A 20,655-nucleotide genomic window follows, 5' to 3' on the forward strand; every position below is an offset into this window, starting at 1 on the left:
TCCTTTGCGCTTACTGTGGGATCCCGACGTACGCCGTCTGCACGCGCGCATCCGCGCGCACGCTGGCGGGGTCGCCGCACGCGATGATTTCGCCATACACGAGCACCGAAATCCGGTCGGCAAGCTCGAACACCACGTCCATGTCGTGCTCGATGATGACGATCGTCCGGTTCGGATCGGCGTCCCGCAATCGCCTGAGCATCCGGATGATGCGATGCGTCTCCTCGCGGTTCATGCCAGCCGTGGGTTCGTCGAGGAGCAGTACCTGTTGCCCGCCTGCCAGCGCGAGCGCGATCTCGAGCGCGCGCTGATCGGCGTACGGAAGCAGGCCGGCCGGCTGGTGGCAATGCTCGAGAAGACCGACTTCCTCCAGCACGCCCAGTGCGCGCCTGTCGGCAGCACCGCCGCGCGGCAGGCGCCGCCAGAATGACGGCCCATAGCCCACGGCCCGAAGCGCGCCCATGCGGGCGTTCTCGAAGACGCTCAGACGGTCGAACAGATTGTTGGTCTGGAAGCTGCGGCCGAGTCCGGCCCGGCTGATCCGGCTCGCGCTGTGTTTCGTGATGTCTTTACCGTGCAGACGGATCGTTCCCGAGCTTGCCGTGTAGCGGCCGCTGATCAGGTGGAACAACGTCGACTTGCCCGCGCCGTTCGGCCCGATCAGCACATGGCATTCTCCCCGGTGGATCGACCAGTCGACACCGCGAATGATCTCTGTCGCGCCAAACGCCTTGCGTACTGCCGTCAGACGAAGTACGGCGTCTTCGGCGTGCTCACTGCTCGAGGGGATCGAGGCATTCATGCTGTTGCCCAAAATGTGATCTCAGTGTGAACCCAACGGACTTTCCAGCCCCCGCGACGCCCTCGGCGTATCGGAGCCCGGCCCAGAACTTCAGCGGGTGCCGGTTGCTCTGCTAAAGTTGTCATCGTCAAGATGACGGTGTAAATATTAGGTTTGGCGCATGGTTGCTGGCAACCTGTTTTGAATCAGGGATTTCCCTTTGATGACATCTCGGATGGGGCCGCTTTCTGATCCGTACGGGGGCATACCTTCCAGTCGGAACCCGGCGGCGTAAAATGTGGCTGCTCCGGCCGCTCGCGGATCATGGCCGGGTATCGGCGGATAATTACTACACGGTGACAACATGTCTTCAGTACCTCTCGACCTGAAACCGACGAAGAAGAGCACGTGGCATCACGGCAACCTTCGTGAGGAGATGGTTCGGCGCGGCCTCGAGTTGCTCGAGCTGCGTGGCGCAGCCGAGCTTTCGCTGCGGGAAGTCGCACGTCTGGCGGGCGTCTCGCAGACCGCGCCGACGCATCATTTCGGCGACAAGGAGGGACTCCTTGCCGCGATCGCATCGGAAGGATTCCGGCAGTTGATGGCTGATCGTCTGGCGGCACTCAAGGACGGCATGACGAAGGAAGAGCGCTTGCGCGTGGTGATGCGCGCCTACGTGGGATTCGCGCTGCGGCGCCCCGAGCTGTTTCATTTGATGTTCGGCCCGCGGATTGCGGACAAGACCCGGCACGCCGAGCTGATGGACGCGAGCGCGGCATCGTTCCAGTTCCTCAGCAACTCGATTGCGGAATTTCAGGCGGACCAGAAAAATGATGAACGGCCGCCACGGTATTCAGCGATCGCGGTGTGGTCCGGCATGCATGGACTCGCGACCCTGCTGTCCGATCGTAAGAGCGGACTGTGCCAGGTACCGGACGATCGGATCGACGATGTTTGCCTGTCGGTGACTGGCGTCCTGCTGGGCGGCCTTCTGTCGCCTCACGTCAGCGCATCAGCTCCGGCCCGCAAGACAGTGGGCCGCGCGAAGAAAAGCGCCGCCTGACCCTCCGGCCCGTACGGCACGGGCGCAAACCGCTGACTGCGTGCCGCCTCGCGGCATGCTGATATCAGGCGCCGCATTGTTGGCGTATGCCATGCGTCGCACAGCGGCATTGGTCCCCGCCTTGCGGCGCCTTCCGCGCAAGCATTCCACCTGTTCAACTCGCGGGAAAAGTCGTCACCAGCCTGTTGACGAACAAACTTGACAGTGTAACAATCAGCTCACGGTAACCCTTGCGGGCAGCAGCAGCGGAGCATGCGAGGGCTTGGCAAGTCTGTTCCATGGACGGCAGCGCAAGCTGCGCGTCCCGCGAGTGAGTGCGATGACGAGGCGATATCTGGAAGATCTTGCGATTGGCGAATCGTGGGGCAGTCGGGAAGTCACGATCGAAGAACAGGACATCATCGAGTTCGGCCGAGGCTTCGATCCGCAACCGTTTCACCTCGATGCCGAGGCGGCCAAGGCCAGCCCGTTCGGCGGGCTGATCGCGAGCGGGTGGCATCTGGCGTCGCTGGCGATGCGCCTGTGCGTCGAGGCGCGTTCATACGGAGACACGCCCGTGGTCGGCATCGGTGTCGATGAATTGCGCTGGTATTCGCCGGTGCGTCCTGGCGACCGGGTCCATGTCGAACGTGAGCTCGTCGAGATTCTCGAGGTGCCGGACAAGCCGCGCCGAGGCACGGTGAAGGCACGTGTGGACCTCGTCAATCAGAACGGGGATCTCGTCATGCGCATGTATGCGCTGAGCAGCGTGCCCAAGCGAAAGCCGGCAGACGGTGAGGGCGCACGTTGAATTCATGGAGCGCTTCGAACGTGTCGAATTGCGCTCTTCCCAATGGTTTGAGTTCAGGAGATAGAGGATGGCGGATATTGTCGTGGCAGGGTTTGCCCGTTCACCGTTTCATTTCGCACGCAAGGGCGCGCTGATTGACGTGCGCCCCGACGATCTCGGGGCCGCGGTCGTGTCCGCATTGCTCGAACGCACAGGGTGCAAGCCGGAGCAGATCGAGGACCTCGTCGTGGGCTGTTCCTATCCCGAGGCGGAGCAGGGGCACAATATCGCGCGCATCATCGGTTTTCTGGCCGGCTTCGGCGATCTCGTGCCAGGCGCTACCATCAACCGGTTCTGCGGATCGTCGATGTCGGCGGTCCACTATGCCGCGGGCCAGATTGCGCTCGGCCTGGGCGATGCGTTCATCTGCGCCGGCGTCGAATCGATGACGCGGGTCCCACAGGGCGGCTTCAACAAGTCTCCGAATCCGGCGTTGCTGGGCACCTTTCCGGCGGCCTATCTGCCGATGGGCGTCACGGCGGAGAACGTCGCGAGGCAGTTCGGCGTGAGCCGGGCGGAGCAGGAAGCGCTCGCGGTGCTCTCGCACGAAAAGGCGGCGGCGGCGCGCGAGAACGGTCGCCTGGCCGCGGAAATCGTCCCGATCAAGATGCCGCAGGGCATCGTCTCGCAGGACGGATGCATCCGTCCCGGGACGAACGCCGCGGCGCTTGCGGAGCTCAAGCCGGCCTTCGCCGAAAACGGCAGCGTGACCGCGGCCACGTCCTCGCCGTTGACAGACGGCGCATCGGCGGTGCTGATCTGCAGCGCCGAGTTTGCGCTTCGCAACGGGATGCAGCCGCTCGCCAAAATCCGTAGCGCGGCGGTGGCGTCATGCGACCCCGCCTTGATGGGTATAGGTCCGATTCCAGCGTCCCGCAAAGCGCTCGCGCGCGCTGGCATTTCGGTGGAAGATCTTGACATCGTTGAAATCAATGAGGCGTTCGCGAGCCAGGCGATCGCCTGCGCGCGCGACCTGAAGCTGGATCCGGCGCGCACGAATGTGGACGGCGGCGCCCTCGCGATCGGCCATCCGCTCGGCGCGACGGGAGCTCGTCTCGTTGGCAAAGCGGCGTCGGTGCTCAAGCGCACCGGCGGGCAGTTCGCGCTTGCGACGCAATGCATCGGCGGCGGCCAGGGCATCGCCACGATCCTCGAAGCCGTCTAGGCATGCTCGCGCCGGCTGCGCGCCGGTGCGTAGCAAGATACAGAAGAGTCACGGAGACATTTCAGGAAGGCTTATGTCCATAACGCCCCTCAATATTGCCGACTACCCGTTTCGCGAGACGGGATTCCGCACGCCGTCGGTCGTCGTCGAGCCGCGAACATCTGAGATCCTGTTGCTGCGCTCGGGGCATCCGCTTCCCGCGCAACCCGGGTGTACGGTCGACTGGCTCGAGCACTGGGTCGCGAAGCGGCCGAATGCCCCGATGCTGGTCGAGCGCGACGCGAACGGCGAATGGCGGACCATGACCTGCCAGCAGGTGTGGGATGCCGTCCGTTCGATCGCAAGCATGCTGTTGTCGTCGGGCGCGTCGCGCGAGAAACCGGTTGCGATCCTCTCGGAAAACTCGACCGAACAGGCGCTGCTGACCTGGGGCGCGCTATACGCCGGCGTCCCCGTGTCTCCGGTTTCGCCCGCGTATTCCTTGATGGGCGGCGACTACGCACGGATTCGTGCGGCCTTCGATGTGGTCCGCCCGCATATCGTGTTCGTGCAGGACGCCGAGCGCTTCGCAGGCGCGCTGGCAGCCTTGCGCGTGCCTGCCGAGCGCACGCTGGCGGCCCGTCATCCCGCGCCGCAGATGCTCTCTTTTGCGGACTGGCTCGCGGCTACCCCGAACCTCGAGCTCGCGTCACACCACGCGAGTCTTACGCCGGACATGCCCGCGAAATACATGTTCACTTCGGGCTCGACCGGCATCCCGAAGGCAGTGGTGATCACGCGGCGCATGATGGCGGCGGCGCAGGAGATGGCGGCCCAGGTATTCGAGCGCGATCCCGAGACGCAACCCGCGTATCTGGAGTGGCTGCCCTGGCATCATGTGATGGGTGGCAACATCGTGATGAATCGCGTGCTGCGCTTCGGCGCGACTTTGTACATTGACGAAGGGCGCCCGCTGCCGGGCCGCTTCGACGCGACGCTCAAGAACCTGCGCGATGTCGCGCCCTCGCTTTATTTCAACGTGCCGGCGGGTCTCTCGCTGCTGATCGCCGCGCTCGAACGTGACGAGGCGTTCGCGCAGCATTTCTTTTCGAGGCTCACGTATGCTTACTACGGCGGAGCGGTCCTCTCGCGGGAGCTTTACGACCGCTTCCAGGCCGTATCGATCAGGACGACCGGGCACCGAACGGTATTGACCTCCGTATTCGGTGCGACCGAGACTGCGGGGCCTGCCGTCACCCAGTACTGGGCAGTCGACGACGTCGGCTGCATCGGCTTGCCGCTGCCCGGCGTCGAACTCAAGCTGGTCGAGGACAGCGCGTTGCCGGGGCGGTACGAAATGCGCATCCGCGGCGACAACATCGTTCGCGAGTACCTGAACGCGCCGGCGCAAAGCCGCGATGCGTTCGACGAAGAGGGCTTCTACAAGCTTGGCGATGCGGTGAGGTTCGTCGATCCGAAGTGCCCTGAACGCGGTTTGCGTTTTGCGGGCCGCTTCGCCGAGGACTTCAAGCTGGCGAACGGTACCTGGGTGCGCACGGCCGCGCTGCGCACGCGACTGCTCGACTCGTGCCTCCCGCTGCTGAAGGAGGCGGTGATCGCTCACGACGGTGATAACGCACTCGGTGCGCTCGCCTGGCCCGACCTCGACGCATGCCGCGAATTCCTGGGCGCACCGGCCGGCGCGCAGGTCGAGCAGTTGCGCAGCGATCCGAAATTGATCGCGGAACTCGCGCGCCGTCTCGAACTGGTCAATGCGGGGCAAACCGGCGCATCGATGCGAATCGAGCGCGTGGGGCTGCTATCCGAACCGCCGTCGTTGCAGGCATACGAAGTGACGGACAAAGGCAGCCTCAACCGGCGAGCGGTGATTGAAAGGCGTGCCAGCGACGTGAACGCGCTGTTTCGCGAGCCGTATCCGGCGCATGTAGTCGTGCCTGGGACCGTGCCGAGCCGATAGCTTCATCGATGAGTCATGGATGACTCATCGTCGACAATCAGCGCGCCGGGACTTCGGTCTCAGGCGCGCTTTTTCTTGAGGGGAGCACGAAAGCTGGCGGCCGCGCCGGCGACGTATCGCGGCGCGGACCTTGCAGGCGCTTCAGACAGTGCGAGCGGCGCGGTCGCGGTCGTTCAGTTCGCGGATCGAGTCGCGCGCCTTGACCCAGTCATCGTCGGTCCAGTCCTTGAAGTGATAGAAATTGCCGCCGGTCGCGAGGCTGTTTGCACCATCGATCGTCAGCGTCTGGCCGGTTAGCCATTCGCATCCATCGGCCATCAGGAACGTGGCAAGGTTCTGCAATTCGTGCATCTCGCCACCACGGCCCATCGGACTGCTGCCGTCGGCGCGGCCGGCGTCGGAGCGACCCGGATAGAGCCGTTTGCTCATGCCGTCAGTGGGAAACACACCCGGGGCAATGGCGTTCAGGCGGATGCCGAAGCGTCCCCACTCGATGGCAAGAGACTTCGTCATCACGTTGACCCCGGCCTTGGACATCGACGACGGCACAACGAACGGCCCGCCATTCAGTACCCATGTGACCAGGATCGAGACCACGCTGCCGCGATGGCCGCCCTTGATCCAGCGCTTGCCGATCGACTGGGTGACATAGAACGTCCCATGCAGAACGATATTGGCGATCGCGTCGAAACCGCGCGACGACAGATCTTCCGTGCGGCTAACGAAGTTGCCCGCGGCATTGTTGACGAGACCCGTGAGCGGTCCGTCTTGCCAGATCGACTCGATCATCTCGTCGACCGCCTCTGCGTTGCGTATATCGACGGCGTGACATTTGACGCTGCCGCCGTACTGGCTCATCAACTCGTCGGCGGTCTCTTGCAGCACCGCTTCGCGGCGACCGCAGATGTAGAGATCCGCACCCAGCTGCAGGTATTTGGCGGCGATCTCCTTGCCGAGTCCCGACCCGCCTCCGGTCACGAGAATCCGTTTGCCCTTCAACACGTTGTCTTGAAACATTGCCTCTCCTTTGCCTCTGAAAGGAACACGCTGGCGGTGCGTATTCAGGTGGGGTTTGCGTCCTGCAGGTCGCCGAACGGTCAGGCACGCGAACGATCTGCACGCTCACGTCTTCAAACTTGACAGTGTTATGTTACTTGTGGATACTGGGTCGCGCAACAGGAATTCCACGACCCGGCGCTGGTTCGGGACTCGATGCCTTCATCGGCATGAAACGTGGCGCCGCGCGTGAAGCGTGATTAGCCGTCGGAGAGAGCGAAGGAGATGAACATGGAAGGGAAAACCCCAATTCTCGTTACAGGGGCTGCGGGTCGGATGGGTGCAGTGGGTCGCACGCTGACCCAGTATCTGATCGAGCAGGGTCAGAAGGTCCGCGCGCTGGTGCGCACGGAAGACGAGCGCTCGGATGCGTTGCGTCAGATGGGTGCCGAAGTGCTGGTCGGCGATCTGCTCGATCTGGAGTCGATGCATCGGGCGATCACCGGCTGCGAATCGGTGTATTTCAGCATGTCGGTTTCCGACGCTTATCTCGCGGCGACGGTCAACGCGGCCGCGGTTGCGAAGCATCACGGCGTGAAGGCCTTCGTGAACATATCGCAGATGAGCGTCGCTCAGATGAGCGTCATGGAGACCACGCCAAGCCCGCAGCACAAGCTCCATTGGCTGGCAGAGCAGGCATTGAACTGGTCCGGGCTGCCGGTCGTGCATGTGCGGCCTACGGTGTTCGTCGAAAACTTCTTCCTGCGCTTTGCCGCACCTTCGGTGAAGGCGAACAACGAAATCCGACTGCCTTTCGGTGAGGGCAGGACGTCTCCTGTCGCGGCGGACGACGTCGCGCGTTCGGTCGCAGCGATACTCTCCGATCCGGCACCGCACATCGGCGCCACTTACCATTTGACGGGCCCGGAAGTCGGCGACATGCATTTCTACGCAGCCGAATATTCAGCCGCGCTTGGCCGGACGATCACTTACCGGGACATTCCGGTTGGCCCCTGGCGCGAGACGCTGGTCGAGCGCGGCATGGCCCCGCACTTGATCGCACACCTCACGGCGATGGCCGATTTGCATCGCGCAGGCCGCTATGATCGGATGACGGACGATGTCTTCAAGCTGACGGGCCGGCAACCGGCGAGCGTTCGCGATTTCGTGAAGCAACACGCGGATGCCTTTACCTCCAACCCGGTCCAGGAGTCTCAAGCTTGAATACCCTGCACATTGGAGTGCCAGCCGAGACGCGCCCGTATGAAAGCCGCGTGGCCGCGACGCCGGAGACGACCAGGAAATACGTGTCCCAAGGGCACCGGGTCACGATCCAGGGCGGCGCCGGCACCGGCGCGAGCTTTCCCGACGAGGCTTACGCCGCGGCCGGCGCCGAGGTCGCTGACGCGGCCACCGCGTTCGGCGCCGATCTCGTTCTCAAAGTCCAGCCCCCGACCGAAGCCGAGCTGCCGCTGATGAAGCGCGGGACGGTGCTCGTCGGCATGCTCGATCCGTTCAACACCGCGAACGCCGAGGCCCTTGCCGCCGCGGGGCTCACTGCGTTCGCGCTCGAATCGGCGCCACGCACGACTCGCGCGCAGAGTCTCGACGTGCTGTCGTCGCAGGCGAACATCGCCGGTTACAAGGCGGTACTGCTCGCGGCGACGCTGTATCCGCGCTTCATGCCGATGCTGATGACCGCGGCCGGCACCGTGAAGGCCGCGCGCGTGCTGATTCTCGGCGCGGGCGTCGCGGGCCTGCAGGCGATTGCAACGGCACGGCGGCTGGGCGCTGTCATCGAGGCGTCCGACGTGCGGCCGGCCGTGAGGGAGCAGATTGAATCGCTCGGCGCGAAGTTTCTCGACGTGCCCTACGAAACCGACGAAGAGCGAGAGGCCGCACAGGGTGTCGGCGGCTATGCGAGGCCGATGCCGCCGTCGTGGCTCGCGCGCCAGTCGGCGCTCGTTCACGAGCGCGCGAAGCAGGCCGACGTGGTGATCTCGACCGCGCTGATTCCGGGCCGCGCCGCGCCGACGCTGATTTCGGTCGAGACGGTTCAGGCGATGAAGCCGGGCTCGGTTATCGTCGACCTCGCGGCCGGACGCGGCCCCGAGTATGAAGGCGGGCGCGGCGGTAACTGCCCGCTCACGGAGCCCGACAAGATCGTCCAGAAGCACGGCGTGACAATCGTCGGCTACACGAACCTGGCGGCGCGGGTGTCGGCCGACGCGTCGTCGCTGTACGCGCGCAACCTGCTCGACTTCCTGAAGCTGATCATCACGAAGGAAGGCCAGTTGAACATCGATCTCGCGGACGACATCGTCGCCGCCACGCTCTTGGCCCGCGACGGCGAAGTCGCGCGCAAGTCCTGAGGGGGCGCAGATGGAAGTCCTCAATCACACGGTGATCAACCTGATCATCTTCGTGCTGGCGATCTACGTCGGCTATCACGTGGTCTGGAACGTCACGCCCGCGCTGCATACGCCGCTGATGGCCGTGACCAATGCGATCTCGGCGATCGTGATCGTCGGTGCGATGCTCGCGGCGGGTCTCACGGTCGGCAACGCGGGCAAGTTCTTCGGCACGATCGCGGTGGCGCTCGCGGCCGTCAACGTGTTCGGCGGCTTTCTCGTCACCCGGCGAATGCTGGAGATGTTCAAGAAGAAAGAGCCTAAGAAGCAGATGGCAAAGGAGGGTGCATGATGGGGCTGAACTTCGTGAGCGTGAACGTCGTGACGCTGCTGTACCTCGTGGCGTCGGTATGTTTCATCCAGGCACTCAAGGGTCTGTCGAACCCGAAGACCGCGCGCGCGGGCAACGTGTTCGGTATGGTCGGAATGGCGATTGCAATTCTGACCACGCTGACGCTGATCGTGAAGGAGTCCACCCAGTTCGGCTCGAACCTCGGGCTCGGGCTCGCGTTGCTTTTTGCTGCACTCGTGATGGGCGGCGGGTTGGGCGCCTATGTTGCCGCGCGTGTCGAGATGACAAAGATGCCCGAACTCGTAGCGGCGATGCACTCGCTGATCGGTCTCGCGGCCGTGTGCATTGCGTATGCGGTGGTCTCCGAGCCGGCTGCGTTCGGGCTCATCGAGCCCGGCGCGCCCGAGGGCTTCCTGCCCTATGGCAACCGCATCGAGCTCTTCATCGGCACGTTCGTCGGGGCCATCACGTTCTCGGGCTCGGTGATAGCGTTCGGCAAGCTCTCCGGGAAATACACGTTCCGGCTGTTCCAGGGGGCACCCGTCGTTTATCCGGGGCAGCATCTGATCAACCTGATACTTGCCATCGCGATGATCGGCTTCGGCATCCTGTTCTTCATCACGCAATCGTGGCTGCCGTTCGTCATCATGACGCTGATCGCGTTCGCGCTCGGCGTGCTGATCATCATTCCGATTGGCGGCGCGGACATGCCGGTGGTCGTGTCGATGCTCAATTCGTATTCGGGTTGGGCGGCAGCGGGCATAGGCTTCTCGCTGAACAACCCGATGCTGATCATTGCCGGGTCGCTCGTGGGCTCGTCGGGTGCGATCCTCTCGTACATCATGTGCCGCGCGATGAACCGCTCGTTCTTCAACGTGATCCTGGGCGGTTTCGGCGCTGAGCCGGGCACGGCGGCGGCTGGCGGCGCGGTCGAGCAGCGGCCCGTGAAGTCGGGCTCGGCCGACGATGCGTCGTTCATGCTCGGCAACGCCGAGACGGTGGTGATCGTGCCGGGCTACGGTCTGGCTGTGGCGCGCGCGCAGCATGCGCTCAAAGAGCTGACCGATAAGCTGGTCGAGAAGGGCATCGAGGTGAAGTACGCGATCCACCCCGTCGCGGGCCGGATGCCGGGGCACATGAACGTACTGCTCGCGGAAGCGGAAGTGCCGTACGAAATCGTGTTCGAGATGGACGACATCAACAGCGAGTTCGGCCAGGTCGACGTGGTACTCGTGCTCGGCGCGAACGACGTGGTGAACCCCGCGGCGAAGAACGATCCGAAGTCGCCGATCGCGGGGATGCCGATCATCGAGGCTTACAAGGCGCGCACGGTGATCGTCAATAAACGCTCGATGTCGGCCGGTTATGCGGGCCTCGACAACGACCTGTTCTACATGGACAAGACGATGATGGTGTTCGGCGACGCGAAGAAGGTCATCGAGGACATGGTGAAGGCGGCCTGATCGGGACAATCCGGTTGTCGTGACGGGAAACGCGAATCAGCGCAACGTTGTTGCGCTGATTTGCGTTTGCGGAAGCGGTTCGTGCCGCGGAACATGGAATGGCGCCGTGCCTACTATGCAAAGACTGTCGCTCGTGGCCGAGCCCCGCCTCGACCATCGTCGACGGCAGGGCTCGTGTCTGTTTCAGGCGCGTTCGGCGATGCGGGTGGCGCCGAGGGCAGCCAGGTGCTGGATCTCGTCATCCGTGTATCCCGCCTCGCGCAGCACCGAGGCGCTGTGCTCGCCAAGGCGCGGCGCGGGAGCGGCGCCGCCGGTGGGGGTTGCCGACCAACTCGTCGGCGTGCCGAGGGTCCGTATGCGACCTTCGGTCGGATGCGTCTCTTCGGCAATGAACCCTGTGGCAAGCAGATGCGGGTCGTCCATCAGTTCGTCGATCGAGCGCACCGTTTGATGGGGAATATCGGCTTCATCGAGCAAGACCTGCCACTCGGCGGTGGTGCGCGTCAGCATGATCTCCGCCACCCACGCGTAGACTTCACGAATATTGCGTGAGCGGTTTTGCTGCGTGGAAAAGCGCGGATCGTTTTCGAACTGGTCGGCTCGCCCGATGCCCTTGAAGAACCCGCGCCAGTGCTTGTCGTTGTAAATGAGCACGCACAGATAGCCGTCCGCCGTCTTGTAGGGGCGACGGTGGGGTGAGAGCAGGCGGTCATAGCCGGCAGGACCTTGTTGAGGCTCGAACGTGCGTCCCCCCATGTGATCGGCGAGGATGAAATGCGCGACGCTCTCGAACATCGACACTTCGACATGCTGCCCGCTTCCGCTGCGCTCGCGCGCGAACAGTGCCGCACTGACCGCGTAGACGACATGCAGGCCGGTGAGCCGGTCGGCAATTGTAATCGGCGTATAGCAGGGCTCGGGGGCGCCGTACTGCTGCATGAGCCAGGGAATGCCCGCAGCCCCTTGTATGAGATCGTCATAGGCGGGCAAATCAGCGTAAGGGCCGCTGCTGCTGTAGCCGTTCGCGGTCACATAGATGAGCCGGCGGTTGATTTCGGCGAGCGCCTCGTAATGCAGCCCCAGCCTTTTCATCGCGGCGGCCCGGACGTTCGAAATCAGCACGTCGGCGTCCGCTGCAAGGCGCAAGAGCGCTTCGCGTCCTTCAGGCCGCTTTAGGTCCAGGACGACACTTTTCTTGCCCCGGTTGTTATGGAGAAATACGTGCCCCATGCCGGCATGCTTCATCACACCGGCGTTGCGGGCGTTATCGCCTTCGGGCGCTTCGATCTTGATCACTTCGGCGCCGAGTCCCGCGAGCATCGTGGTGGCGAGCGGCCCCAATACGACCGACGTCAAGTCGAGTATCCGAATCCCCGACAGCGGGCCCTTGTTTGATGTACTCATGAAATGTCTCCAACTGATTCAGTTCAGCTCCGTAGTGGGCTGGCTGAGTCGCTCAAAGCTCCGCCGCCGAGATCGCCAGCACGGAGCTGGAACCCGCCATGATCGCGCTATGGCACACCCAGGCTTCGGGCAGCAGCCGCTCGAAGTAGAAGCGCGCAGTCTTCACCTTGCCGGACAGAAAATCGGCACGCTCGGGTGAGCCCGCAAGCGCTGCATCGGCCGCACCTGCGATGCGCAGCCAGGTCGCGCCGAGCGCCACATATCCGAACATCCGCAAATAGTCGCTTGCGGATGAGGCCGCCTCGAGCGCGTCGTCATTCGCATGGCGGCGCATGGCCGCCGTGGTTTCGCGCAGCAGTTGAAGCCCGTTGTCGAGGGCCGCCGTCATGTCGTCGAGGCGGGAATTCGCACGCTGCTCGACGATCAGTTTCGAGACAGCATCGAAGTAGCGCTCGACGATCGCGCCGTCCTCGAGCGCGAGTTTGCGGTGAACGAGATCGAGCGCCTGGATCGCGTTGGTTCCCTCGTAGAGCGGCACGATGCGCGCGTCGCGATAGAGCTGCTCCATGCCGTTTTCGTGTATATAACCGTGCCCCCCGAAAATGCCGATGCCGATTTCGGTCACGCGCAGCGCGCAATCGCTGATGAACGCCTTGAGCACCGGCGTCAAAAGCGCGAGAGTCCCTTCGGCCGCGTCGCTGACCGCGCGATCAGGATGGCGCGCTTTCACATCGAGCGCGATCGCCGCTTCGATATAAAGCCCGCGCATCCCTTCGACGAACGCCTTCATCGTCAGAAGATTCTTGCGGACATCGGGATGGACGATGATCGGTTCCGGGCCGCCATCCGGCGTTTGCGCCGCCGCGCCTGGGCCGCGCCCCTGGCGGCGATCCTTGGCATAGGCGAGGGCGTTCTGCCAGGCGATTTCAGCAGCGCCGACGCTTTGCACCGCAACGCCCAAACGCGACGAATTCATCATCGTGAACATCGCGCGCATCCCGCCATTCGGGTCGCCGATCAGCCAGCCGCGCGCGCCGTCGAAGTTCAGCACGGCGGTGGCCTGTGCCCGGATGCCCATCTTGTGCTCGATTGAGCCGCAACTCACGGCGTTCGGGACGGTACCGGTGAGCACGCCGTTCTCGACAACCGGTATGCGCTTCGGCACGACGAACAGGCTGATGCCGCGCGTGCCGGACGGCGCGCCCGGCAACCTCGCCAGCACGAGATGAACGATGTTCTCGGTCAGATCGTGGTCACCGCCCGAGATAAAAATCTTGGTGCCCGTAATGCGATACGCGCCATCCTGGTCGGGCTCCGCCCGGGTGCGGACCGACGACAGATCGGAGCCGCTTTGCGGCTCGGTCAGGCACATCGTTCCGGCCCAGCTTCCATCCGCGAGCTTGGGCAGATAGATACGCTTGAGCGCGTCGTCGGCGTGTGCGGATATCGACCGATAAGCGCCTAGCGTCAGGCCGCAGTACATGCCGAACGACAGCGAACCCGAGGCGATGAATTCCCGGACGATCAGCGCGAGCGAGGCCGGCAGCGCCTGGCCGCCGTACTCGGGTTCCGCGGCAAGCGCCGGCCACCCGCCGTTACGGTAGGCGTCGTAGGCTGCCTTGTAGCCCATTGGCGTCGTGACGTTGCCGTTCTCCCATTTGCATCCGGTCAGATCGCCGGGCAAATTGATCGGTACGAGACAGTCCTCGGAGAATTCGGCCGCACCCTTGAGGATGGCGGCGACGATATCGGGCGTGACTTCATCGAACCCCGGCAGGGTCGAAATCTGCGCGTCGTAGTCGAATACATCATTAAGCAGGAACTGAACATCGTGAATCGGCCCTTGATAGGTTGGCATGACGATCGGTCTCGTGAATGACAGTGAATGGGCGCCGAGCCGAACGAGTGCCCAGCTGGCTCGTGAGGGGGAGTGATCGGGTTATAACTTGACACTGTCATCTTAGTCAACGATACTCAGCCTTGCAAGCTGCGGACGGGAGCACGATCCTGGTGGCAGCACGAGACAACCCACTGGAGACAAAGCGATGCATGAATCGGGCACTCATGTTTTTCCGAGCATGGAGCGCGTGGTATTTGGCAAGCCGGCCACGAAGGCACTGATGGGCGAAGTCGAAAGGCTTGGTAGTCAGCGCGTGTTCATCATGGCCAGCCGTTCGTTGAACCACGGCACCGACGAAGTCCGCAAGATCGAAGCCGCACTCGGGCCTCGCTTTGCGGGGTTGATCGACGGGCTCGCACAACACACGTCGCGGCAGGACGTGATCGCGTCGACGCGCGCCGCGCTCGATGTGAAAGCAGACCTGATCGTTGCGATCGGGGGCGGCTCGGTCGTCGATGCGGCGAAGATCACAACCGTTTGCCTTGAGCACCAGATCACGGACACCGCTGGACTCGACGCGTTTGCGGTCAAGCTCAACGAGGCCGGCGTTCCGCAGCCTCCGTCATTCCGCGGTCCGGCCGTGCGCATGATCGCGATTCCGAGCACGCTTTCGGGCGGCGAGTACAACGCCGGGTGTCTCGTGACCGATACGGAGCGCGACCTGAAACAGACGTTTTATCACCCGAAGATGATGCCGGTCTCGATCATTCTCGATCCGTCGATCCTCCAGCACGCGCCGGAAAGTCTCTATCTCGGCTCGGGGACGCGTGCCATGGATCACGCCATCGAGGCGCTTTGCTCGCCCCGCGGCAATCCGCTCGTCGATGCTGTCGTGCTGCAAGGGTTGGAGATGATGGCGCACTGGCTGCCTCTTAGCCGGGCCAACCGTCATGAACTCGAGGCGGCAGGCAAGTGCCAGGTCGCCTCGTGGCTGTGTTCGTACGGACTGCAGTCGCGTGTGCCGATGGGCGCGAGCCACGCCATCGGCCATGTGCTGGGTGGCACCTGTCATGTCCCGCACTATTTGTGCACGCCGGTCATGATGCCTGCTGTACTGCGCTACAACGAGCCGGTGACACAGGAGGCGCAGCGCGCGCTCGCCAAGGCGCTGGGCGCAACGGGCGGGTCCGCTGCCGACGCTTTCAAGTCTTTGTGTGAACGTCTGGGTCTGCCGACATGCCTACGGGATGTCAATGTTGGCCCGGACCAGTTCGAACTGATTGCGCGAAACACAATGACGGAGTTTTTCATCTATAGCAATCCTCGCAAGGTGCAGGCGTCTGGCGAAGTGCTCGACATCCTGGCACTGGCCGTGTGATGGGTCGGCAGGTCGTCGGCGTTGCGGGGGGCGAGGCCCGGGAAACGGCAGCGGCGCACGCCGCACCAATGAGGTATCAACGGAGATAGCGATGCAGAAGCAGCCTATTCTGGTGACGGGCGCAGCAGGGCGCGTAGGCGCGATCGGCAGGACGCTGACGCAGTTGTTGTTGTCGAATGGTCATGCGGTGCGCGCGATGGTACGGCGAGAGGACGAGCGTGCTCAAGCGCTTCGCGAGATGGGGGCAGAGGTCGTGGTGGGCGATCTGTGCGATCTGGAGGCGATGCATCGCGCCATCGCGGGGTGCGGCGCCGTCTATTTCGGCATGTCGGTCTCCGACCGCTATCTCGAGGCAACTGTCAATGCGGCAGCGGTCGCCAAACATCACGGCGTCGGTGCGTTCCTCAACATGTCGCAAATGACCGTGGCGCAGATGAGCATCGACGAAACGACGGCCAGCCCGCAGCACAAGCTGCATTGGCTTGCCGAGCAGGCGCTCGACTGGTCTGGTTTACCCGTCATTCACGTGCGCCCCACCGTGTTCCTCGAGGGCTTCTTCCTGCAGTTGGCCGCGCATGACGTGCGCACGCACAACGAGCTGCGGCTTCCGTTCGGCGACGGCAAGACGTCACCCGTGTCGGCCGATGATGTTGCCCACGTCCTCGCGTGCGTGCTCGACAATCCGGCGCCTCACATAGGCGAGATCCTCCATCTCACCGGACCCGTCTCGGAGAACATGCACTACTACGCCGGCGAGTACTCGAGGGCGCTTGGCCGGACGATCACCTACGTCGACGTGCCGCTCGAAGGCTGGCGCGCGGCGTTGCTCGAGAAGCGCCTCCCCATCCACCTCGTTGACCACCTTTGCGCAATGGCTGACCTGCATCGCGCGAATCGCTACGACCGTCGCTCGGACGTCATTCCCGAACTGACCGGCCGCCCGGCAACGAGCGTATTCGAATTCGCGCAGCGTCATCAGAAAGCGTTGAGCCCGCGCTGAGCCCCGCGCTCCGTCGGCTCGGAGAAGGGGAGGCCCAACTCCGGCTAAAACTTGACAATGTAATAATCGGAACACGAAATCTACCATGAACCTCGAAAGCCAGACCAGCGCCGTGACGTGCGAGCGGCGCGGCAAGATCTTCCTTGTCACGATCGACAATCCCCCTGTCAATGCGCTCAACGCGGCGGTGCGCCGTGGCCTCATGGAGGCCATCGATAAAGCTGAAAGTGACGATCAGGTCGAAGCCGTGATGCTGATCGGAGCGGGGCGCAATTTCATCGGAGGAGCCGACATCCGCGAATTCGGCAAGCCGCCGCTTCCTCCGTCGTTGCCCGATGTCTGCAACCGGATCGAATCGTGCAGCAAGCCTGTCGTTGCGGCCATTCATGGGGCAGCGCTCGGCGGCGGCCTCGAAGTCGCGCTGGCAGCGCATTACCGGCTGGCCGTCGCGGGCGCGAAGCTCGGCTTGCCCGAAGTGGAACTTGGCCTGCTGCCCGGTGCGGGCGGCACGCAGCGCACGCCACGGCTCATCGGTGCACGCGCGGCGCTGGATCTGATATTGAGCGGCCGCCGGGTCGACGCGAAGGAAGCGCGCGACCTGGGACTCGTCGACCGTCTTGGTGCCAGTGAGGAAACGCTGACCGAGGGATTGGCCTACACGCAGGAATTGCTCGCACTGAAGGCGCAGCCCCGCCCGACCCGCGAGGCGAAGGGTCTCGAGGACACCGCGGCAAGTCTCGCAGCGATTGAAGATGCTCGCGCCGCGGTCACCAGGAAGTCGCGTGGACTGCTCTCGCCGTTCAAGATCCTTGAAGCCACGCAAGCTGCGATCGAACAGCCGTTTGCGGAAGGTATGCGCACCGAGCGACGGTTCTTTCTTGAGTGTATGGACAGTCCGCAGCGCGCGGGCCTGGTTCATGCATTCTTTGTCGAACGCGAAGCCGTGAAGCTGCCCGAGACGCGCCAGGCGGCGCCCCGCCGCATCGAGACTGTCGGGATCATCGGCGGCGGCACGATGGGCGCGGGGATCGCCGTCGCCGTGCTCGACGCGGGCTTGCCTGTCGTCATGATCGAGCGCGACGAGGCGTCTCTCTCGCGCGGGCGGGCCCACATCGAAAACGTCTACGATGGCCTGGTCGCGCGGGGGCGCATGAGCGCCGACGCGAAGTCGAGCGTCATGAACCGGTGGAGAGGCAGCACCACCTACGAATCGCTTGCCGATGCTGACGTTATCATCGAGGCCGTCTTCGAAGACATGGCGGTCAAAGAGGCCGTGTTCGCTCAATTGGACAGGGTCGCCAAGCCCGGCGCCATATTGGCGACGAACACCTCGTACCTCGATATCGATGCGATTGCCGCGACGCTTTCCCGTCCACAGGACGTCATCGGGCTGCATTTTTTCTCGCCTGCCAACGTCATGAAGCTTCTCGAAGTCGTCGTGCCGAAGAGGGTCAGTGCCGACGTCGTCGCCACCGCTTTCGAACTCGCGAAGAAGCTTCGGAAGGTTGCTGTACGAGCAGGCGTTTGCGATGGCTTCATCGGCAACCGTGTTCTCGCCGTCTACCGTGCAGCAACGGACCACATGATGGAGGACGGTGCATCCCCCTATCAGATTGACAAGGCCGTACGCGACTTCGGTTTCCCGATGGGCCCGTTTCAGGTGACCGACCTGGCCGGAGGCGATATCGGCTGGGCGACGCGTAAGCGCCGCGCGGCCACGCGCGATCCCAAAGCACGCTACGTGCAAATCCCCGACCGCCTTTGCGAACTCGGCTGGTTCGGCCAGAAGACGGGTCGCGGGTACTACCGGTACACCAACGGCTCGCGTGTCGGCGCGACGGATCCGGACGTCCAGGCCATCATCGATGCCGAGCGCCGGCGGGCCGGAGTCACGCCGCGCAGCTTCTCCGACGAGGAGATCATTCGCCGCTATATGGCCGCGATGATCAATGAAGGCGCGAATGTCGTGCATGAGCGCATCGCGCTGCGTCCGCTCGATGTAGACGTGACGTTCCTACACGGGTATGGCTTTCCGCGTTTCCGTGGCGGCCCGATGAAATACGCCGACACGGTAGGCCTGGCATCGGTGCTCGACGACATTCGCCAATTTGCCAAGGAAGACCCGCAGTTCTGGCGTCCCTCTACGCTCCTCGTCGATCTCGTCGAGCGCGGCGCGGACTTTGCGAGCTTGAACGAGGGCACGCGTGATGAGTGATTCGCTGCTGATTTCGCATGAGGGGGCCGTTCAGCTGCTGACGATCAACAACCCGCAGGCGCGCAACGCATTGACGCCCGAGTTCATGGAGGCGATGCCGCGTGTACTGGCGGATGCGGAGGCGAACGAGGCTGTCGGTGCGATCGTGCTCACCGGCGCGGGCAGCGCATTTTGCGCAGGAGGCGACGTCAACCGGCTAGCCAGGCTGGGCTCGACGCCGGCGCACGAGCGTCGGGAGCAACTCGAACGTCTGCATCGTCTCATCCGCGCGGTGCAGCAATGTGGCAAGCCCGTGATCGCGGCCGTGGAGGGCGCCGCTGCGGGGGCGGGATTCTCGCTAGCGATGGCATGCGATCTTCTCGTCTCGGCACGCAATGCGGCATTTTCGCTTGCTTACGTGAAGATCGGGCTTTCCCCTGACGGTGGTGCAACGAGCTTTCTGTCCGAGTATGTTTCCAGGCAGTTGTTGACCGAGATGTGCCTGACCGGAGAGCGCGTCACGGGCGAGCGAATGCATGCACTGGGTGCGGTGAATCGGCTGACTGAACCGGGCGATGCCGCGGCGACCGCCATTGCCGTAGCGGAAGCAATCGCACGTGGGCCTCAACGTGCAATGGCTCGCATCAAGTCGCTGTGCCGGCAGGCGGGTAACCAGACGTTCGACGCGCAGATGGACCTCGAAGCGCAACTTATGGTCGAATCGCAGGGCGATGAGGAGGCAGTCGAGGGTATCCGGGCGTTCCTCGAGAAGCGCCCGGCGGACTTCCTCGGTTTGCGACAGTCGAGATGAACTGCACACGCGCCACGGGGACTTCGGCGTGAACGTGTCATCCGGCAAGCGGGGGATGTTGCATTGGCGGGTGCAGGATTGCGCCGTGGCGTTCACGGCTCGCGCAGTGCAGCATCGGTAGAAGCATCTTTCGGCAGGGCGAGTACCCGAGGCAACAGCCACAACGGCACGCCAACATCGAGATGAGGAAGACTCCATGGAAGACCTTGGTAGACGTCGCAAATTCTTGCAGGCCGGGATCCTCGGTTCTATTGGTTTCATCTTGGGTTCCGCCGGCATACCGAAGGTTTCAGTTGCTGGCGAATCCAGCTTACAGCAACCATTGCTCGATGAGGCTATTGCTGCCCACGGCGGATTGAACAGATGGCGAGAATTGACGCAGTTTTCGGTGCGCATGTCGCTTTATGGACAACTGTTTGATCGAAAGGGTCATGGCGGTGGTGAACTCGCACATCTTGACTGCGAGGGAACCACCCGCGAACAGTATTTTCGAATGACGGGCTTCCGAGAACCCGACCTACGCCTGACGTACAGGCCTGAGCGCGTAGCTTTGGAGCGGACAGACGGGACGTTGTTACAGGCGCGCATCAATCCGAGTGATGCATTTGCAGGTCACACCGCCATGTCCCAGTGGGATGATCTGCATCTCGCGTATTTCTGCGGATACGCCAATTGGAACTACTTCGTCGTTCCCTTCGTGTTTGCAGATCCGGGTTTCGAATGCGTGGAGGACGGTATCTGGCAGGAAAATGGCGAAACATGGCGTCGACTCCGCGTCACGTACCCGCCCGGATTTGTGACTCATACACGTGTACAGACCTTCTACTTCGACGGTAAAGGCCTTCTGCGACGACTGGACTATGGCCCGACTCTGGCGGGCCCGGGGCACGTCGCCCATTACTGCGATGAGCACAAGATCTTCAACGGCATCGTGATGCCCACGAGGCGCCGCGCTTACCGACTTGAGGCCGACGGCAACGTCGTCAAATCGCTCTTATTGGTAGGCCTTGATATTTCGTCGGCCGAGTTTTCATGATCCGTGAGTAGCGTTCGTCTGCCCCGTGGCGATGA

17 protein-coding genes are annotated in these 20,655 nt (G+C 63.4%); 13 read left to right on the forward strand and 4 right to left on the reverse strand.

Annotation, left to right across the window (positions count from 1 at the left end):
• Nucleotides 1-10: 10 nt before the first annotated feature.
• Nucleotides 11-814, reverse strand: coding sequence for an ABC transporter ATP-binding protein (locus AB3X95_RS15435; RefSeq protein ID WP_368621760.1), 804 nt, complete (start codon nucleotides 812-814; stop codon nucleotides 11-13).
• Between the two features lie 331 nt (nucleotides 815-1,145).
• On the opposite strand from AB3X95_RS15435, the gene AB3X95_RS15440 reads away from it, so the two are divergent.
• From AB3X95_RS15440 to AB3X95_RS15455, 4 genes are all read left to right on the forward strand, one after another.
• Nucleotides 1,146-1,844, forward strand: a complete 699-nt coding sequence (locus AB3X95_RS15440) for a TetR/AcrR family transcriptional regulator (protein WP_176120388.1) — start codon at nucleotides 1,146-1,148, stop codon at nucleotides 1,842-1,844.
• 319 nt (nucleotides 1,845-2,163) lie between these two features.
• A complete protein-coding gene (locus tag AB3X95_RS15445) occupies nucleotides 2,164-2,634 on the forward strand; it encodes a MaoC family dehydratase (RefSeq protein WP_368621761.1) in 471 nt (156 codons plus the stop codon).
• Nucleotides 2,635-2,701: 67 nt separating this feature from the next.
• The gene (locus tag AB3X95_RS15450) at nucleotides 2,702-3,838 is read left to right on the forward strand and encodes an acetyl-CoA C-acyltransferase (protein WP_368621762.1); all 1,137 of its coding nucleotides are present in this window, start codon (nucleotides 2,702-2,704) and stop codon (nucleotides 3,836-3,838) included.
• Between the two features lie 73 nt (nucleotides 3,839-3,911).
• Nucleotides 3,912-5,795, forward strand: a complete 1,884-nt coding sequence (locus AB3X95_RS15455; protein WP_368621763.1) for an AMP-binding protein — start codon at nucleotides 3,912-3,914, stop codon at nucleotides 5,793-5,795.
• Between the two features lie 141 nt (nucleotides 5,796-5,936).
• On the opposite strand, the gene AB3X95_RS15460 is transcribed toward AB3X95_RS15455, so the two are convergent.
• Entirely contained in the window at nucleotides 5,937-6,812 is an 876-nt protein-coding gene (locus AB3X95_RS15460; RefSeq protein WP_368621764.1) for an SDR family oxidoreductase, read from the reverse strand.
• A 270-nt stretch (nucleotides 6,813-7,082) separates the two neighbouring features.
• Here AB3X95_RS15460 and AB3X95_RS15465 point away from each other — a divergent pair, with 270 nt between their 5' ends.
• From AB3X95_RS15465 to AB3X95_RS15480, 4 genes are read left to right on the forward strand one after another with little or no spacing between them, the layout of a single operon-like run.
• Nucleotides 7,083-8,015, forward strand: a complete 933-nt coding sequence (locus tag AB3X95_RS15465) for an NAD(P)H-binding protein (RefSeq protein ID WP_368621765.1) — start codon at nucleotides 7,083-7,085, stop codon at nucleotides 8,013-8,015.
• Between the two features lie 5 nt (nucleotides 8,016-8,020).
• Complete coding sequence (locus AB3X95_RS15470; RefSeq protein ID WP_368621831.1) at nucleotides 8,021-9,163, forward strand: Re/Si-specific NAD(P)(+) transhydrogenase subunit alpha; 1,143 nt, start codon at nucleotides 8,021-8,023, stop codon at nucleotides 9,161-9,163.
• Between the two features lie 10 nt (nucleotides 9,164-9,173).
• Nucleotides 9,174-9,494 carry an NAD(P) transhydrogenase subunit alpha gene (locus AB3X95_RS15475; RefSeq protein ID WP_176368117.1) on the forward strand — a complete coding sequence of 107 codons (321 nt, stop codon included), beginning with the start codon at nucleotides 9,174-9,176 and terminating at the stop codon, nucleotides 9,492-9,494.
• A 14-nt stretch (nucleotides 9,495-9,508) separates the two neighbouring features.
• The gene (locus AB3X95_RS15480) at nucleotides 9,509-10,957 is read left to right on the forward strand and encodes an NAD(P)(+) transhydrogenase (Re/Si-specific) subunit beta (RefSeq protein WP_368621832.1); all 1,449 of its coding nucleotides are present in this window, start codon (nucleotides 9,509-9,511) and stop codon (nucleotides 10,955-10,957) included.
• A gap of 183 nt (nucleotides 10,958-11,140) precedes the next feature.
• Here the strand turns inward: AB3X95_RS15480 and AB3X95_RS15485 are convergent, their stop codons facing one another.
• Entirely contained in the window at nucleotides 11,141-12,361 is a 1,221-nt protein-coding gene (locus AB3X95_RS15485; protein ID WP_368621766.1) for a CaiB/BaiF CoA transferase family protein, read from the reverse strand.
• A gap of 52 nt (nucleotides 12,362-12,413) precedes the next feature.
• On the reverse strand, nucleotides 12,414-14,219 hold the full coding sequence (locus AB3X95_RS15490; RefSeq protein WP_368621767.1) for an acyl-CoA dehydrogenase C-terminal domain-containing protein: 1,806 nt from the start codon (nucleotides 14,217-14,219) through the stop codon (nucleotides 12,414-12,416).
• 187 nt (nucleotides 14,220-14,406) lie between these two features.
• Here AB3X95_RS15490 and AB3X95_RS15495 point away from each other — a divergent pair, with 187 nt between their 5' ends.
• The 5 genes from AB3X95_RS15495 to AB3X95_RS15515 all read left to right on the forward strand — a co-directional run bounded on the left by AB3X95_RS15495 (nucleotide 14,407) and on the right by AB3X95_RS15515 (nucleotide 20,620).
• Entirely contained in the window at nucleotides 14,407-15,579 is a 1,173-nt protein-coding gene (locus tag AB3X95_RS15495; protein ID WP_368621768.1) for an iron-containing alcohol dehydrogenase, read from the forward strand.
• Nucleotides 15,580-15,670: 91 nt separating this feature from the next.
• Complete coding sequence (locus tag AB3X95_RS15500) at nucleotides 15,671-16,579, forward strand: NAD(P)H-binding protein (RefSeq protein WP_368621769.1); 909 nt, start codon at nucleotides 15,671-15,673, stop codon at nucleotides 16,577-16,579.
• A gap of 85 nt (nucleotides 16,580-16,664) precedes the next feature.
• Nucleotides 16,665-18,794, forward strand: a complete 2,130-nt coding sequence (locus AB3X95_RS15505; RefSeq protein WP_368621770.1) for a 3-hydroxyacyl-CoA dehydrogenase NAD-binding domain-containing protein — start codon at nucleotides 16,665-16,667, stop codon at nucleotides 18,792-18,794.
• On the forward strand, nucleotides 18,787-19,584 hold the full coding sequence (locus AB3X95_RS15510; protein WP_368621771.1) for an oxepin-CoA hydrolase, alternative type: 798 nt from the start codon (nucleotides 18,787-18,789) through the stop codon (nucleotides 19,582-19,584). The genes AB3X95_RS15505 and AB3X95_RS15510 overlap by 8 nt, the downstream gene beginning before the upstream one ends.
• 196 nt (nucleotides 19,585-19,780) lie before the next feature.
• Nucleotides 19,781-20,620: a hypothetical protein gene (locus AB3X95_RS15515; RefSeq protein WP_368621772.1), complete on the forward strand. Its 840-nt coding sequence runs from the start codon at nucleotides 19,781-19,783 to the stop codon at nucleotides 20,618-20,620.
• The last annotated feature ends 35 nt before the right edge of the window (nucleotides 20,621-20,655 follow it).

Origin of the sequence: Paraburkholderia sp. BR13444, assembly GCF_040948755.1 — a bacterium.
In the GTDB taxonomy this organism is placed as follows: Bacteria; Pseudomonadota; Gammaproteobacteria; order Burkholderiales; family Burkholderiaceae; genus Paraburkholderia; species Paraburkholderia youngii.

Excerpts from the sequence above, each read along its gene's own strand:
- AB3X95_RS15440 (WP_176120388.1), top strand. The coding sequence starts at position 1,146 with ATGTCTTCAGTACCTCTCGACCTGAAACCGACGAAGAAGAGCACGTGG.
- AB3X95_RS15445 (WP_368621761.1), top strand. The coding sequence starts at position 2,164 with ATGACGAGGCGATATCTGGAAGATCTTGCGATTGGCGAATCGTGGGGC.
- AB3X95_RS15450 (WP_368621762.1), top strand. The coding sequence starts at position 2,702 with ATGGCGGATATTGTCGTGGCAGGGTTTGCCCGTTCACCGTTTCATTTC.
- AB3X95_RS15455 (WP_368621763.1), top strand. The coding sequence starts at position 3,912 with ATGTCCATAACGCCCCTCAATATTGCCGACTACCCGTTTCGCGAGACG.
- AB3X95_RS15460 (WP_368621764.1), bottom strand. The coding sequence starts at position 6,812 with ATGTTTCAAGACAACGTGTTGAAGGGCAAACGGATTCTCGTGACCGGA.
- AB3X95_RS15465 (WP_368621765.1), top strand. The coding sequence starts at position 7,083 with ATGGAAGGGAAAACCCCAATTCTCGTTACAGGGGCTGCGGGTCGGATG.
- AB3X95_RS15475 (WP_176368117.1), top strand. The coding sequence starts at position 9,174 with ATGGAAGTCCTCAATCACACGGTGATCAACCTGATCATCTTCGTGCTG.
- AB3X95_RS15485 (WP_368621766.1), bottom strand. The coding sequence starts at position 12,361 with ATGAGTACATCAAACAAGGGCCCGCTGTCGGGGATTCGGATACTCGAC.
- AB3X95_RS15490 (WP_368621767.1), bottom strand. The coding sequence starts at position 14,219 with ATGCCAACCTATCAAGGGCCGATTCACGATGTTCAGTTCCTGCTTAAT.
- AB3X95_RS15495 (WP_368621768.1), top strand. The coding sequence starts at position 14,407 with ATGCATGAATCGGGCACTCATGTTTTTCCGAGCATGGAGCGCGTGGTA.
- AB3X95_RS15500 (WP_368621769.1), top strand. The coding sequence starts at position 15,671 with ATGCAGAAGCAGCCTATTCTGGTGACGGGCGCAGCAGGGCGCGTAGGC.
- AB3X95_RS15505 (WP_368621770.1), top strand. The coding sequence starts at position 16,665 with ATGAACCTCGAAAGCCAGACCAGCGCCGTGACGTGCGAGCGGCGCGGC.
- AB3X95_RS15510 (WP_368621771.1), top strand. The coding sequence starts at position 18,787 with ATGAGTGATTCGCTGCTGATTTCGCATGAGGGGGCCGTTCAGCTGCTG.
- AB3X95_RS15515 (WP_368621772.1), top strand. The coding sequence starts at position 19,781 with ATGGAAGACCTTGGTAGACGTCGCAAATTCTTGCAGGCCGGGATCCTC.